At 53.5% G+C, this 15,341-nt stretch carries 15 protein-coding genes; 8 read left to right on the top strand and 7 right to left on the bottom strand.

The window, feature by feature from the left end:
- The first annotated feature begins 10 nt into the window (after nt 1-10).
- From DXY16_RS03315 to DXY16_RS03305, 3 genes are all read left to right on the top strand, one after another.
- Nucleotides 11-649, top strand: a complete 639-nt coding sequence (locus DXY16_RS03315) for a DUF4335 domain-containing protein (protein WP_115119501.1) — start codon at nt 11-13, stop codon at nt 647-649.
- Nucleotides 650-710: 61 nt separating this feature from the next.
- Complete coding sequence (locus tag DXY16_RS03310) at nt 711-956, top strand: hypothetical protein (protein ID WP_115119499.1); 246 nt, start codon at nt 711-713, stop codon at nt 954-956.
- The gene (locus DXY16_RS03305; RefSeq protein WP_115119497.1) at nt 953-1,378 is read left to right on the top strand and encodes a hypothetical protein; all 426 of its coding nucleotides are present in this window, start codon (nt 953-955) and stop codon (nt 1,376-1,378) included. The genes DXY16_RS03310 and DXY16_RS03305 overlap by 4 nt, the downstream gene beginning before the upstream one ends.
- A 10-nt stretch (nt 1,379-1,388) precedes the next feature.
- Here the strand turns inward: DXY16_RS03305 and DXY16_RS03300 are convergent, their stop codons facing one another.
- Nucleotides 1,389-1,865 (bottom strand): EF-hand domain-containing protein, encoded by a 477-nt coding sequence (locus tag DXY16_RS03300; RefSeq protein ID WP_115119495.1) that lies wholly within the window; start codon nt 1,863-1,865, stop codon nt 1,389-1,391.
- A gap of 143 nt (nt 1,866-2,008) precedes the next feature.
- On the opposite strand from DXY16_RS03300, the gene DXY16_RS03295 reads away from it, so the two are divergent.
- The 4 genes from DXY16_RS03295 to DXY16_RS03280 all read left to right on the top strand — a co-directional run bounded on the left by DXY16_RS03295 (nt 2,009) and on the right by DXY16_RS03280 (nt 6,187).
- Nucleotides 2,009-2,734, top strand: coding sequence for a response regulator (locus tag DXY16_RS03295; RefSeq protein WP_170953818.1), 726 nt, complete (start codon nt 2,009-2,011; stop codon nt 2,732-2,734).
- A 12-nt stretch (nt 2,735-2,746) separates the two neighbouring features.
- Nucleotides 2,747-4,078, top strand: coding sequence for an ATP-binding protein (locus tag DXY16_RS03290; protein ID WP_115119491.1), 1,332 nt, complete (start codon nt 2,747-2,749; stop codon nt 4,076-4,078).
- A 214-nt stretch (nt 4,079-4,292) separates the two neighbouring features.
- Nucleotides 4,293-5,168, top strand: coding sequence for a polyphosphate kinase 2 (gene ppk2 / locus DXY16_RS03285; RefSeq protein ID WP_244281536.1), 876 nt, complete (start codon nt 4,293-4,295; stop codon nt 5,166-5,168).
- A gap of 638 nt (nt 5,169-5,806) precedes the next feature.
- Nucleotides 5,807-6,187: a DUF1330 domain-containing protein gene (locus tag DXY16_RS03280; RefSeq protein WP_115119487.1), complete on the top strand. Its 381-nt coding sequence runs from the start codon at nt 5,807-5,809 to the stop codon at nt 6,185-6,187.
- Between the two features lie 88 nt (nt 6,188-6,275).
- On the opposite strand, the gene DXY16_RS03275 is transcribed toward DXY16_RS03280, so the two are convergent.
- From DXY16_RS03275 to DXY16_RS03245, 6 genes are all read right to left on the bottom strand, one after another.
- A complete protein-coding gene (locus tag DXY16_RS03275; protein WP_115119485.1) occupies nt 6,276-6,458 on the bottom strand; it encodes a hypothetical protein in 183 nt (60 codons plus the stop codon).
- 209 nt (nt 6,459-6,667) lie between these two features.
- Nucleotides 6,668-6,802: a hypothetical protein gene (locus tag DXY16_RS15240; RefSeq protein WP_256359583.1), complete on the bottom strand. Its 135-nt coding sequence runs from the start codon at nt 6,800-6,802 to the stop codon at nt 6,668-6,670.
- 1,445 nt (nt 6,803-8,247) lie between these two features.
- Entirely contained in the window at nt 8,248-9,432 is a 1,185-nt protein-coding gene (chrA, locus tag DXY16_RS03260; RefSeq protein ID WP_115119479.1) for a chromate efflux transporter, read from the bottom strand.
- A 356-nt stretch (nt 9,433-9,788) separates the two neighbouring features.
- Nucleotides 9,789-10,799, bottom strand: coding sequence for an ACR3 family arsenite efflux transporter (gene arsB, locus DXY16_RS03255; RefSeq protein WP_115119477.1), 1,011 nt, complete (start codon nt 10,797-10,799; stop codon nt 9,789-9,791).
- 1,431 nt (nt 10,800-12,230) lie between these two features.
- On the bottom strand, nt 12,231-12,479 hold the full coding sequence (locus DXY16_RS03250; RefSeq protein WP_115119708.1) for a DUF3136 domain-containing protein: 249 nt from the start codon (nt 12,477-12,479) through the stop codon (nt 12,231-12,233).
- Between the two features lie 442 nt (nt 12,480-12,921).
- Nucleotides 12,922-13,431, bottom strand: a complete 510-nt coding sequence (locus DXY16_RS03245; protein ID WP_115119475.1) for a hypothetical protein — start codon at nt 13,429-13,431, stop codon at nt 12,922-12,924.
- Nucleotides 13,432-14,992: 1,561 nt separating this feature from the next.
- Here DXY16_RS03245 and DXY16_RS14265 point away from each other — a divergent pair.
- Nucleotides 14,993-15,202, top strand: a complete 210-nt coding sequence (locus DXY16_RS14265; RefSeq protein ID WP_137007005.1) for a hypothetical protein — start codon at nt 14,993-14,995, stop codon at nt 15,200-15,202.
- The last annotated feature ends 139 nt before the right edge of the window (nt 15,203-15,341 follow it).

Here is a 15,341-nt window from a genome sequence, read left to right as displayed (position 1 = left end):
CATCGCTCGCATGTTCAATCTCTCTTATCGCTACGACCAGACGGCGGCACGTTTGATGGTGGAGGGACTCCCTGATATCTCCGCCGGCCATGGTCAGGGAGTCATCGGAATTTTGTCGTCCTGGAAACTGCAATTTGTCGGTTCGCCAGAGCTTGAGGGCAAGAGAGAACACCTTGAGGCGATGCTTGCCACCGTTTTGCCCTATGCGCGCTATCTGCTCTCAGGAGTTGCCCGCCCTTTCGGTGATGCTGATTCTCCAGTGAGTCTGGCCCCTGCCGACAACGGTGGCCATCAACTTGAGCTGCGAAGCAGTAAGCCAGGCGTCTCGCCGCTTACCATCGCACTTGATGACGCGGAACTGGCTGATCTGGTGCGATGCCTAGACGCCATGCGTTTGGATTCACGCGTACAGATTGCCTGGGCTGATCAACGTGATCGGCCCCTCGCTCGCCGAGAGCTTGCTGAGCGGGTGCCACTGATGAAGCGTTTGGCGCCATCGGTGATGGGTGGTTCAGCTCTGCTGGTCGTAGCTCTGCTCTCAGCCCTTGTGCCTTTGCCTGAGAGTAAGCAACCCAAGCAAGAGGTTGTGCCGACCGAGAGTGCCGAATCCCCAGGGAATGCAGCCCAACCTGTCCCGAAAGCCGAATAGGGAACGTTGACGTTCTCCGGTTGCGGGAGAGAATTGTGCAAGTGAATCGTCTGTGCTCGGGATGGCAGCCACTTGGTCTGATCTCAGGCGACGTGTGGCCAGAATCGGTGCGTCCTTGGATGTGGTCGTACGCAGTGACCCTGAGGTCTGTGGTTTGAGTGGCTCTGGCTATCACCTCACCCTCCATCACAGCGGTTACGGCGATTGCACGGTTGGCGTGCTCACCTTGATTGATTGCCCTAACGAACTCGTGGTCATGGAATTTGAGCGCTGGATGCGCGGTGCTGGTCACGTCTTCGTGCCATGAATACGGTGCGATTCAAAGCTTCGAATTCAAGGGATGCCGAGCGTCGTGTCTTCCGCCGGCGTCGTCAGCGTCCACTTCCACCTCCTTGGAGACAAGGATTAGAGGGGGTGCTCATGACCCTCCTTGGTGTCGGATTGCTCGCCTTTCTCGTTTGGCTCCCACAACGCGTTGATGCGCTGGTGATGGTGAGCGAAACGATTGCTGATCTGATCCAAGGTCTTGCACAGCTGCTTGAGGCATTACTCGGCCTGGCCTCAGTGCTCTTGATTGCCGCAGTGCTGTTTGCTGGTCTGCTTGCTCTGCTCGGAGGGCTCATCAGGATTGTGCGTTCGCTTGTGCGGATCCTCAAGGCGCCGCCACGACCTGTCAGGCGAAAGCGACCAGTCAGGGTGAGGCGAGGCCCTAGTTCCTTGCGGCGCTGACTGAATCGGATCAGGGCCTCATGCGCGGAGCGAGCGCTTTTTGCAGTGACCACAGTTCCGCCAGGGTGATTTGGCCATCGCCATTGAGGTCTAGGCCCGTGAAATGCCGATGGACCCAGGGCAATGCTCTGGATTCCTGGCGGTTGAGGTAACCGTCGGCATTGCGGTCAGCGCGCGTGAAGTGTTGCTGGAGCCTGGGGCCGCTGTGGTGCGGAGAGCGGGTATGTAGATCTTCAATCAGCAAGAAACCACGAGAATTCGGACGCCTCAAACGTCGTTCCAGAAAGGGCTTTCCCCGTACCTCTGCAGGAACGAGACGCCCGTCTCCATTCACATCCATGCGCACAAACATCGCTTCCATTCGCTGCCCGTATTGATGGATCTCGTCCTGGCCTGTCGCTGGCGCCCAAAAACCACTCAGTGGCAGCCATAGACCTGACAGGAGAATGCCTATCCCCGAGCGAGAGATACCGGTGAGGCTGATCATTGATCCAGCCTATGGAGTTTCTTTGGGAAGGTCATGACTTAATCATGACCGGAGTGCTGTGAGCTGTGACAGGGTCCAATTTCTGCGGACAGCCGTCATCTCGCTGCATACGATCTCCTCAGTCGTCGTCGTTCCCGGTCGCCATGGCGCGTGCATCAATGATCTGGGTTGTGGATGATGACCCCGAACTGAGGCAGATGGTTGGTACCTATCTGATCGACCAGGGCTACGACGTGCGTTGCCTCAGTGATGTCAAGCAGTTTGAGGCCAGATTGGAGTTCCAGCGACCCGATTTGGTGGTGCTGGATCTGATGATGCCAGGGGATGATGGTCTCACCGCTCTGCGCCGATTGCGAGATGGCGGAGATGATCTGCCGATCGTGATGCTCACTGCCCGCGGTGAAGGCGTCGATCGCATCATTGGCCTTGAGCAGGGGGCCGATGATTACCTTGGTAAACCTTTCCTTCCGCGTGAGCTCTCTGCCCGCATTGAGGCGGTTCTGCGGCGTCGGAGTGCTCTACCGGCTGGCACGCCAGTGGCAGAAGGTGGCGATGTCAGTTTCGGTGAGAATGTGCTCAATCTCGCAGCCCGCACCCTCAGTCGTTCGGGTGTTCCTGCCGTGATCACCAGTGGTGAGTTCAGTCTTTTGGCGGCCTTCGCACAGCACCCTCATCGACCGTTGTCACGGGAGCGTTTGATCGAGCTTGCCCGTGGCCCGGGTTGCGAAACCGATAGTCGCAGCATGGATGTGCAGGTGTCTCGGGTTCGCAAACTCGTGGAACCAGATCCGACGCGGCCGCGCTATATCCAGACCGTTTGGGGCTACGGCTATGTGTTCGTGCCTGATGGGACACCTCGGACGCGTTGAGGGCGCTTGTCGATGACCTCGCGGCGCCCCTGGCCGTTTGTGCTTCGAGCGCTGCTGGGATGGTGCGGTCTCGGTTTTGGCAGTTGGGCGCTCTGTCTGCTTCTGCTTCAGGTGCTGTTCGGTCGTCAGGTGGAGTCGTTGCAGACGGTGCAACTGGGCCGTGACCTTGCTCTCAATGTCCGTCTTGCCGAGCTCGCACTTGAGCGATATCCACCCCATTTGGTCTCAGAACTGACCGGTCTGGATCTGGCTGTGGTGCGTCAGCCTTCAAGCCAGTCCCCGCTGTCTCCCGCTCTGGCTCAGCAGGCGAAGGCGCTTCAAGCCGAACTCTGCCGCCGTCTAGCCCATTGCCCGATGGTGGTCGCCAATGGTCGCAGTTGGGACGTTTGGGTCGAGCTGATTTCGCCCCTGGAACCGATCTGGCTCAGGGTGTCACTTCGTTCTCCAATGGCTTGGCCGCCGGAACCGACGTTGCTCTTCCTTTCGCTTCTGGGTGCTGGTTTGAGCTGTGGGGCGTTGTTTCTGCTTCTTGAAGTGGAACGGCCTTTGCGCGGACTTGAGAGGGCGTTAGCTCTTGTCGGCGATGGAGACGACCCTGATGCCGTTCCTGCAAGAGGAGCACCCGAAGTCCAGCGCATCACCCATCATTTCAATGCCATGCTCGATCGCCTGGCGGCCAACCGCCGCGACCGAGACACCATGTTGGCCGGCATTGCCCATGATTTGCGGGCCCCAATCACGCGTTTGCAGTTCAGGCTGTCGATGCCGGCACTCTCCTCTGAGGATCGAGATCGTTGCGCCGGCGATCTCCAATCGTTGGAGCGCATCACTGGACAGTTTCTCCTGTTTGCAGGTGGTGCCGATGGTGAAGACCCTGTGGACCTTCCCCTTGATCAGCTGCTTGCGGAAGTCTCCACCAGTCACCCGCCTGAACGGCTCCAGCTCGATCTCCAGCCTGTTCTGGCTTGCGTGAAGCCGGTTGCCCTTGGCCGCGCTGTTGGCAATCTGATCGATAACGCCTTCACCTATGGCCTGGCGCCTGTTGTGGTTCGACTTCGATCCGTTGCGGATGGAGCTTTGATTGAAGTTTGGGATCAGGGTGAAGGCATGCCTGCCCATCAGTGGGAACGGGCTTTGCAGCCGTTTCAACGTCTGGATGAATCTCGTGGTGAACAAGGGCACTGCGGTCTTGGTTTGGCAATCGTGGCTCATGTGGTTCGCACCCACGGCGGTCAGATCAGTTGCGCATCTGCGGATGGGGATGCCCCGGGCACCTTTGTCATTCGGCTGCATCTGCCCACGCGACCAGCGGCAGCTGTCTTGCCAATGGTTGAGAAAAGCTGAGATCCCGTACTGGAGTTGATCCTGTTGGTCAGATAGAGACAGGAAGTCCTTTGACGCGATGGCGCATCCAGTCAGGCTTCGCAACACGTGCAAGCAGACAATGAGTGAGAAGACAATGAGTAAGAAGACAATGGCTAAGAAGGATCAGCACAAACACCCCTCCAGGCACCAGCCCCATCAAGACGATGACCAGCGGATCAAACTTTCAGAAACGATGATCGCTGGGCTCGATGGCAGCGAACAGGAACTTCATCACTCTTCTGAACGTCTCGACGATCGTTTGGAGACTGGGAGCCGCCAAAGGAAGAGGCTCAAGAAGAAAATCTACGAGTCTGAACTGGAACGACTGCAATCCGATCTGGTGAAGATGCAGTACTGGGTGAAAGCCACAGGCTTCCGCATCATCGTGGTGTTTGAGGGGCGCGATGCCGCAGGCAAGGGTGGCACGATTAAACGTTTGACTGAGCCGATGAATCCCAGGGGCTGCCGTGTGGTCGCTCTGGGAACACCGTCTGACCAACAAAAAACACAGTGGTATTTCCAGCGCTACGTGGAGCATTTCCCAAGCGCTGGTGAGATCGTCGTCTTTGATCGCAGCTGGTACAACCGCGCAGGAGTGGAGCGGGTCATGGGCTTCTGTTCAGAAGAACAAGTTGAACAGTTTCTCGATGATTGTCCTCGGTTTGAGCAGATGCTTGTGAACAGCGGCATCCTTTTGCTCAAGTATTGGTTTTCTGTCAGTGATACGGAGCAGGAGGTTCGTTTTCAATCCCGGATTGATGATCCCACAAGGCGCTGGAAGCTCAGCCCGATGGACCTTGAGGCGCGCAATCGCTGGGTTGAATTTTCGAAAGCGAAGGATGCGATGTTTGCACACACCAACATTCCTGAGGCACCTTGGTTTACGGTCGAAGCCGATGATAAGCGTAGGGCAAGACTCAATTGTTTGCGCCATGTTCTCAGTAAGGTTCCCTGGAAAGACATGACCCCAGCAGCGATTACGTTGCCGGATCGTCCGCAGCAAGGGGCGTACACCAGGCCGCCAATGAATGAACAGTTCTTTGTCCCTAATGCATATCCTTACGATTAACTTTGATTCAAAGCTCTTTAGATCATTTTTCTTGTTTGTCTTGTGGGGTCTCTTTGAGTCTTGTACGTTTCTGAAGCTGCTGTTGTCTGTTTCTCTTCGAATCATGCGTTCAGGGTCAGTCAAGTCCCTTGGCATGACAGGTATGACGACCCTGATCAGGATTGAGGTGTCACGTCATGTGTCGTTTCTGCTTGCTGTTGTGATGGGGTGTTGCGGTGGCTGCTTGAACTGCCTAGACATTGCCAAGCAGTACCTCGAGCATGGATCTACCGCGCAACTGGAGGGAGCAAGACAGCGAGCGTCTTGAATTTTGGTGGCAGGAAAGATTGAGGACGTTGATGCGGGAGAGAGAAGTGCATCACGCAATTGCTCTGTTTGAAGAGTTTGAGCTAGAGCAGAAGCTCAATATTAATAATCTCTAGTCAGCGTATTTAGGGTTGATCTTTTTGGGCGTTGAGTGAATTGAGGATTGGAGTCTCCCGCTCAGCATGCTTGCGGGAATGCGTATTCTTTTGATCAAGATTGTGGAGGTGTACCCCCAGTCCCCTTGGTTGTTTCCGTGAGTCTCAAAGCCTTGCTGCGTTGTGGCGCGTTGGGGCTTTTCTGCCTAGAAGACCTGTGGGTTTTGTGCTCAGACCATGAAAGTGAATGTGACCGCTGTCGTTGCTATTGCGGCTGGTTCTGTTGGGCTGATCGTTGGAGCACTTCTCCCTAAGCCAGAGCAGGCTTATGGTCTCGCTGTCGTGACTGGCACCACTGAAAAGACGCCTGTCATGAAGGACTACGTGTCAAAGTTGCAACCCCTGCTTGAAAAGGCCGGTTGTGCGTATGTCAGCCGCGACTACGACACTCTCTATATGGAGGGGAAAGGCGGTCCCATGACTGTCATCGTTGGCTGCAAGGGCGCCACCAAGGATCAAGGAGTGGCGTTCTTTAATAGCCCTGAATATCAGGAGCTGATTGAGCTGCGTGCTCCCTACACCAACTGGCAGTTCCGACTTGTGCAGGCGAAATTCTGATCAACTTCTAGGAGGTGATGTCTATCAACGTCACGTCAGCATGGATTCTCAGACTGTGCGGCTCGAAGTCAATGACCCTAGTGATTGCTCAGCCCAGAGGCATGCGGCAACCCAGTTGGATGTTGCCCTGATCGATTAGGCGGCCAAGGCGTAGGGCCGTGGCTTCCTCCGTGCGGTTGAAGTTTGGCTGATGGCTGGTGAGCCAGTCAACCTCGTTTTCGGTGATCACCCCAGTGGACATCGCTTCGAGGAACAATTCTCCGAGGGTCATGACTTTGCTCTAAGTGGCTGCAGGCTGATGGAGTTGCAGTCGGCTCGCATGACACCCTCAACTTTCTTCATGGATGAGAGGTGGGGCTTGGTCCATGTCAATGGATTTCGATTGCGCACCATCTGTTCATTGTTGTGGATCTTGACCGTCTTAATCGGCGGATGACTTGCCAGGCGAGTCATTCTCAAATACCAGCTTCTGGGTGCTCTTCAATGAGTTTCTTTTTGATCGATGCCTTTATTTTTCGATTTGTCTGTTGATGTAATTTCTTCTCCTCTCCAGATGTTTTTGTCTGACTTGTTTTTCTGCAAGCCTGCCCAGTTGAGCAGCACGACCCATCCCACCAAATAATTCCGATAGGTCTTCGATGCTCGGCTTCTTGATCGGCTCATTCTGTGCTGATCTAGTCAGGGTTGACACTCGTCAACTTTTGCAATTCATTAGGGTATTCGTTGCGTTCAGGTGTTGTCTCCTCAATGCCTTCATGTTCTCACCCATCTGGAGAACCACATCGCTGCACTCTTGTGATTCTCCAGGCAGCTTCTGGTAAAGCTCAGGCGAGGGAGGCAGTTCCTTTTGAAATCGAACCTATTGCTGCTGTTTTCTTTGTTGTGGCTAAGCCTTTCTCTTGCCGCTGAATAATAGAATTCCAGGAAATGCGGCTAATGGAGTGACACCAGCTGCAGCGGTATAAAGCGCATAGATGGTTAGGTCGGCAGAGCCCCAGGCTGGGTCATACAAAGCCGATAATATAATCACCCAAAGATACACGCCAAGAACTATGGATAGGAGGCAAAAGATATTGTCTTTCCTCCATTTTGGCCCTCTTCGCCATCCTATGTAAAGCAGCAATATTGAAGTTGTAATGCTTCCAATGAAAACGGCAAGTAATATAAGGAAGAAAAGAATCATCACTGTCATTAATACTGCCTCAAGCTGAGGGTATGAGGTCTCCAGCTTACTTCCCTAAAGTCCAAACGGGCGATGAATCAAGTAGTCCGTGCTTAATGAGGTCGCAGTAGAAGTAGACATTGGCCCCGTCAGAGGTCGTTACCGTCGCATTGATCTCTGTCTTTGTCCCGTCAGAAAATTCAACGGGTGCCTTGGTAGTCTGCGTCTTGGGTTGTAGACGCACACCAAGAATCGCCAGCGCCTTCTCGTCAGTTATTTGCTTATTTCGCCACCGCTGACAGACAACTGCTGATGTTGAACAACTTGTCAAAAGCATTGCCGCGACTGGGATAAGCAGAGACTTCATTTGGTGCTTCTTGGGAGTCTGATTGCCTCTGTCGCGCTATCTGTAGACAGATTGACTTCTATATCTGGCGTTCTAGTTGCCATTATGGTGGCTGTTGATGCTATGCCTAGTGTCAATAGGATCGCGATGAATGGGTCCAATCATGAGGTGCTGTTGACTCATTGGTAGCAACGTTTCTGACTTGCTGATTTCTTCCATCAATCATGGAGAGACCAGCTAAGTGCCAACCCGCCTTCACAACTCAGCAATCCAGAAGTACCAATGCTTTTGAAGGTTGGTACTACCTATGTGCCAGTTCATCGAGAACTGACCCCTCTTAGAGACGAAAAAGAATGATCTCCGTTTGTACAGACTCCGCTCGTCTCGCAAAAAAAAACATTGAAAAGAGAAGGACAAGCCCATCAACCCACTGCCATCACGAGCTAGTTGGGGGCAGCCGCGGCCACCAGCGCCAATGCTGGTTGGCAGGAATCACACCTGCCCCAACCACATCGATCTTCTTCCACTGAGGTGATTCTTTAGATCCGTGGGTCACGAAAGGGTCAATCCGCCCACCACGGCACAAAACAGCACTACACGCCAGGCCGGCTGACGCCAACACACCAACAGCAAAAAAGCCACCAATGCCAAGCTCAACTCAAGACTGCTTCTGATCCCCGCTTGCCAGACGGGCTGAAATAAGGCAGCTAGCAGGATGCCCACCACGGAAGCATTGATCCCGAGCATGACGCGACGCATCGTGCGGAGACGGCCAGGATCGCTCCAGAAGGGCAGGATCCCTCCGAGCAGCAAGAAGGAAGGGCAATAGAGAGCGATGAGTGCCAGCACAGAACCGGCGATACCCTCAAGCCCAGGCTGCAGATTAAAGCCAAGAAAAGCCGCGAAACTAAACATCGGCCCCGGCACCGCCTGAGCTGCGCCGTAACCCGCTAAAAACTGCTCCAGATCGATCCAACCGCTTGGCACAAGCGCTTGTTCCAAGAGAGGCAGCACCACATGACCGCCGCCAAACACTAAGGATCCTGTGCGCACAAATCCACTGAGCTGCTGCACAACAAGCGGCCTGGCGATGGCTGAGAGCCAAGGCAGCCCCATGAACAGCACCACCGCCAATCCAAGCAAAACCACGGCCACTGAGCGCTGAAGCGGAAGAATGAGACGTTCAGGTGCCGAAGGCTCCTGGCCAGGTGGCGTGAGCAATAACAAACCCACGAGGCCACCCAACACCAGGACCAGCACCTGAGCCCAGGCTCGAGGCGCCAGCAGCACCAGAACAGCTGCCACAACCATCACGCTGGCCCGCTGCCGATCAGGCGCGAGTTTTCGCTGAAGGGAAAGAACAGCTTGTGCTACCACGGCTACAGCGGCCACCAGCAGGCCTTGCAGCCAGCCACCTTCAATCCAAGTGGGATGGGCCATCAGTAGGGCGGCCGCCAGCACCATCAACACAGCAGACGGCAATGTGAATCCAATCCAGGCCGCCAGCCCCCCAAGCCAGCCGGCCCTAATCAGACCCAGGCCCATACCCACCTGAGAACTCGAAGGACCTGGCAACAGCTGACAGAGCGCAACCAGGTCGGCATAGGCCTCAGGCGTGATCCAACGCTCGCGCTGCACAAAGCGCTCATGGAAGTAGCCAAGGTGCGCAACTGGTCCCCCGAAGGACGTGGAACCCAATACAAAAAACTGAAGAAACACCTCCAGTAGGGCAGGCATGACGGAACAAACTTCTCCTCAAGACGCTATTAAGGCCAAGTCAGACCGTCGGATGCGTAGAACACACCCCCCACTCACCATCCCGTAAAACCTCTAAACATTGTTCTCGAACAATCAAGATCATTCGCTATTAATTTCTTTGAGGGAAGATAAACGAGAACCATCTTTTGATCGAGGAGTCACCGCTGAAACCTAAGCGACATCAATGCCGCGTTGAGCAGAGATCATTAACAGGAGGTAAATTCAGTTCATCCGTCTAGCTCAGACGCCCAGGTTGGCATCAACCTGGGTTGACTCAGCATTAAGTATTCGAGTCGGAACACGCGCAGTTGTTTTAATAATAGCGTTACTGAATCTCAATTGGGAAACAAGCGTTGGTTGCGATTGGCAATCGCCACGAGCGACAACATCACTGGCACCTCAACCAGCACTCCCACCACGGTGGCAAGCGCCGCTCCTGAATTCAATCCAAACAAACTGATCGCCACTGCAACTGCCAACTCAAAGAAATTGGAGGCTCCGATCATGGCGCCGGGGGCCGCGATCGAGCGACGTTGTCCTGCAAAACGCATCCAAGAGGCCGTGATCCAGAAGATCAGATAGGTCTGAAGAGTTAGTGGAATTGCGATCAACACAATTGCCAGCGGATTGGCAAGAATCGCCTGGGCTTGCACCACAAACAGCAAGAAAACAGTGGCGATCAGAGCTGTCATCGCCAGCGGTTTGAGTCGAGCTTCCAAGTGCTCAATTCTGCGGCTGCTACGCAGACACAGTCGGGTCAACCAACCGGCCACCAGTGGAACAACAACGAACAACCCTACCGCTGTGAGCATTGTGTCCCAAGGCACAAGCACATCCGATACACCGAGCAAGAGTGCAGCAATGGGTGCGAAAGCGAACACCATGATCAAGTCATTCACCGCCACCTGTACAAGGGTGTAGTTGGGGTCGCCATCACTCAAGCGACTCCACACGAACACCATTGCAGTGCAGGGTGCGACCCCAAGAAGAATCATTCCGGCCACGTACTCCTGACCGATCGCTTCCGGTATCCAGGCGGAAAAGAGGCCGCGAATGAACAGCCAAGCCAGGGCTGTCATGGTGAGGGGCTTAATCAGCCAATTGACCGCAGCTGTAATCAGAAGACCACGCGGTTGCTGAGAGATTCCACCAATCGATGAGAAGTCCACGGCCAGCATCATCGGGAAAATCATTCCCCAGATCAGAACTGCAATCGGCAGGTTGATCCCAGCAGCCTCCAATGAGGCGATACCTACCCCAAGGCCAGGGAGCAGCCCGCCAAGAGCAACCCCGGCCATAATCGCCAAACCGACCCAAAGAGAGAGATAACGTTCGAAAAAGCCCAAAGAAGCATCAAGAAGACTTCGCGCGATGAGCTTATGTCGCCGCAAGCCTCCACCGGAAAAGACTGACCAAAAGCGATCAAAGATGATGAAACGAAATGGAGAGCTCGCTACGCAACACTCCAGAGATTCAGAGCCCCCTGTCTAGAAGCTTTTCCATGACAGCAACCCTGGCAAGAAGGTCTCAGAGTCTCAGAGGCTTCACAACGCAGTTAGCGGCGCTGTGACGGACCTAGTCAGTCTTACGTCAACGGCCTTTTCGCTGGATCAGTGTTGGTTTTGACGGGCTGTTTGGCAGAGAAGTCGACACCTCAGCAAGGATCTACTGATGGCGTGACTGTGTACTGACCGTGCCAGAGGTTCGTTCAGAAGCTGAACGAACCGGAAGCAGCGATATCAAGAACACATCAGAGTGATCGGTGATCAGAAAGATTTGATCACCCGTACCGTGGTATCTCTGCCTCCGAAGCCGTCACCATCTCCGAATCCACCGCTGCAGCTGATGGCCTGTGCTGGCTTGCGCTGAATGCTTTTTATAGGAAATCCTCGATGTCATCCTCCCTTTCAAATGCCTGAACTGAAAGCGCTGTAATGACAAATACAAGACCGACCAAGGCTTCCATGACAAAAGGAGTGTGACTTGCTTAATCCTCAACCTCAGCCAGGGAGGCTTGCGTGACAATGACTACTCTTTCAAAACACCGACGCCTCAAATTGGTATGCCAAAATACCTTTGGCAATCAATGAGTAGATATCCCCAAGAGCCTTTGAAATCAAATGACTGATCAGTCGTCATCTAGGAATCCAACCAACATAGGCCAGCGCAATCTGTATTTTTTGCTGCAATGAGTTCAGAGAACCGGTCAGTTTCAAGTTCAAGCCAAAAAAACGAAGAAATTCAGACCATCCAGCACTACCTTCAGTGCTCCATGCTCAATATTGCTCAGGCAGGCCAAGCTCCTTGTCATCGGCAAATTCCATGATCAATGCTGCTGCATCCCGCCCCCTACCCCGAAACTTGAGGAAGTCGACCCGCCTGTCGCACCAAATAATGCTGTGCGGGTGGATTGGAATGGCTGGCATCCCCGCAAAAGAGTGATCCATCCAAACGGATGCTATTCAAAACAACTTATTTGCTTGGCAAAGTGCTGCAGGCATCGTTACAGATAGTAGGTAGCCACCATTACACGGCCATCAAGAGGCGAACCGCTCATTGGGGCGGAGTAGGGAATCCCTATCACCACTCGAAAAAACAGTTGCTGAATGCAAAATGAAGCGATCGTCACCCGTCATCCACGAGAACGCCTTGCGTATAGCTGTAAACACGAAACACTTCAGTCGATTAGGTCCAACCGGCCAAAGTGTTTGGTTGCGTGGATGGCTGCCTTGGGACGACTGCCTTGGGATGACGGCCATCAAACACCTGATTTTCCATCACGACAGCCAAGACTGAGCGATTGGCGAAGGCTGCAGGTCGCGCTGATAGCGACGGATGAGATCTTCAGGCGAGCGATGCTTCCGAGGAAGGCTGGTATGGAGGCGCTGCAAGTAATCCCAACAGCGCGTTCTTCGAATTCTTTCGAGGTCTGCTCCCTGAGAGACCAAAGTGCGAAGGGCGACGCAATAGCTGGGGAAGCCGGCCTCCAGATCACCAATCGTGAGGGCCGTTTTTGCAGAGCTCATCAACAGATCGCGCTGTGCAGGCACTCTTGTTGAAACCCATCCATCCTGTCGGTTGCCTAGATCACCGTGGCGGTTGGCGATGGGTTCCAGGCTCAAACAAGCTCGTCATCTCAGTGAATGATGCATCTACGGTCGTTGCGGCTGCATGTGGCCACGATTCTTCTGTGCTCGCTGACAGGCAAATATGGACACACTGAAGACTTTCCACTGGGTATGGACAACGCGGATCGAGTGTTAAGCCTGCAAGAGCTGGCTGACCGAAACAGTCGTTAGGAGTCTCACTTGTAAACGTCGACCTGAAGACGAACCACAGATCACAGATAGCTGAAACGGTGCGGAATCGGTTTAAAACTCCCATGGCTTCCAGCCATGCCCCCTTCAATAGAGCAATAGTCAAAGCACAGGTAGACTGCAATGCCAAGAACTAATCACTTAGAGCACATTAGTAAGGATAATCCCATGCAATTGCTTGAACAGGAAGTATTTCCCAAGGAGCAGGAAGCATTCGCTGGCCACTGACAAATCGTTGATGCTGCTCACTTGTCCAAAGAAGACTTCCAATCAACCAATTAGGGAGCAAGGCTAGAAGCCGAGCCTCAAACTCTTGATCAATATCTTTCTCATCGTACATTGCCAATACAGTCATTACTTCTGAATCTGTTAGATAGCCGCGCACTAGCCAAGTCAGCAAAGGCTCTGGTATCGCGGCTCTTGTGAGATTGAGATTTTCTTGAACGGCATGGACCATTTCATGACGGAGCACGTGTTGGAGATCATGTCCGGCTCGTGCAGCATTGCTTTGACATAGCTCAATCAAGTTGGTGTGAGAAATGTACTCACCCATCAGTGATTGGTTGTTTTGACATTCGCGACCTCCCTCCACCACCGTCACACCTGAAAGAACAAGAAAAATCGATAACGCGACATCAGTCACAACCGCCTCCTTAACCATTCCTTAAGAATCTACCCCTGCTCTGGGCCTGTCGAGAGCGCTGCTCAACACAACTTTTCAATCCCGCCACATCCCTTGGCGCATCTACGTGTGCGAGTCGTCAAAGGCTGTGAGCTCTTCGCTTGGGCACAGCTTCTGAACCAGCCGAGTCTTAACAATGACCTTCGGGGTTCGTTCGAGCATTCAAGCCATGCAACCGGCGCAAGGACTGTTGCTCCAACCATTTGTTTAAATCGGTTTCACCCAGTTGTCGTGATCGTTCGACGTCAACTCGGTGGCTGGGATGGAATTGTGTCCAACTGAGCGAATTCCCTCGTCAGCTGATGCCAATGCGTCGTCTACCTCTCTACCCAGTCATGAACTAAAGACCTGCATGATTTGGGCTTACTTGCTAGTCATCCTTCAGTGGCGAGTTTAATTATAAGGTTGAGTATATTCAAACATAATTCCAGGTATCAGCAAAGTTTGCGATGCCGCATGGCCTTTGAGTTTTATGAATCATGCCTTAGGTAGAGAAGTCGAGTCTTGCCCGGATGGTGCTTGGCTTTGCAATCGTCGGCAAGCTGCTGTCGTCATGCTGCACAGGGCTTCGTAGGGCTGGCAGGCATTGGGTTGAGCTTGCCCACTGCCAAGGCTTTGGCTCGTCTGTGCATCTGGCTTGATGTGGAACCAGCGGCTCCATTGCTTTGGCGGTGGGATCCCAATGAGGATTTCTATAGATATTTAAAATTGGCATGTAGAAGTCAGAGAAACGCTTGCTAGCTGACTTTGTTTTGATTGTGATATTCGCGCGGGTCTAAATATGCGTCAAATGATTTGGATTGATTTGATGGCTTCGCCCCAGGGCTGTTCTTGTCGGCAATAACGCTTTACGGTTAAGTTGGTTTCATAGAAATGAAATGATGAAGCTAGCTCCGGAGACATTCGCAGCAGAAGTCTGAGCCAAGTGATGACACTGTGTTTCGCCGGGAGAGGTGGAATGTTTGCTGCCATACAGCCAGAAGGTAGTGATCCGCACCACGACTAGACCCTTCAAACCACTAGAAGAAACCTAAGGATCTAATCCCGATGGAAATCCACACCGCTCACGCCGAACCCATTGGCGAATTCATCCATGACGGCCGACACAAGCCCTTTCGGGCCTTGGCTTGTCAGGTAGGCCTGAGTTCACGACCAACAATCTCGAGAGAGCCGATTCATGCGGTGGACTGGCTCGAGCTCTACAGACAGAAATAGGCGTGATTCTCAAACTGGGCGCCGCAAAGAGAGAATCCCCAGCCGTAAGCCAGTTCAACCTTGATTGAGATCTCTTGTTTGCGAAGAGTGGTGTCTGTGGAACGATTGGCAGGACTCGATGGAGATGATGACGGCAAGAGAACACCGAGCTGTTGATACACCTACTCCTATCCCACGTGAGCGTCGCAAAGAAGTCAATGATGGGCGCCTACGCGCGATCATTTGGATGCCGCTCTCACGTGGTGATCGATGTTGTTAAATCCAGGCGAATTTTGGATTCGTCTCGAGGGTTCATGGCTACCTAAGCAGGAGTGACGAACTGGTCATGGCGGAACACGAGGGTCAGAAACTCACGCCACGCGAGATGGTGAGAGCGCATCTTCCGATCGTTTTTGATCTGCTCAAAACGGCCTCGCTTGTGGTGATCGCTGCAACGGGAATTCACCTCAGTCATCACATTCATGACATGGCGCATGAAGGGATGATCTGGCGTGATCCGCCTGCACAGAATGATCAGGGTGGGCACAAGCACTGATATCAAAGCAGCACTGCATCAATTGCAGTCTTGCTGGCAGGCCATAAGGCACCACAAAACCCCGCTTGTAGCGGGGCTTTGTGGTGTTGTGCCGGGGGATGGATCAGTCCTCACCTCCACTGACTGCCCTGCTTTTCCA

This window comes from Synechococcus sp. UW105 (genome assembly GCF_900473935.1).
GTDB lineage: Bacteria > Cyanobacteriota > Cyanobacteriia > PCC-6307 > Cyanobiaceae > Synechococcus_C.
Note: the sequence above shows the minus strand (reverse complement) of the source record. Positions and strands in the feature narration are given on the sequence as shown.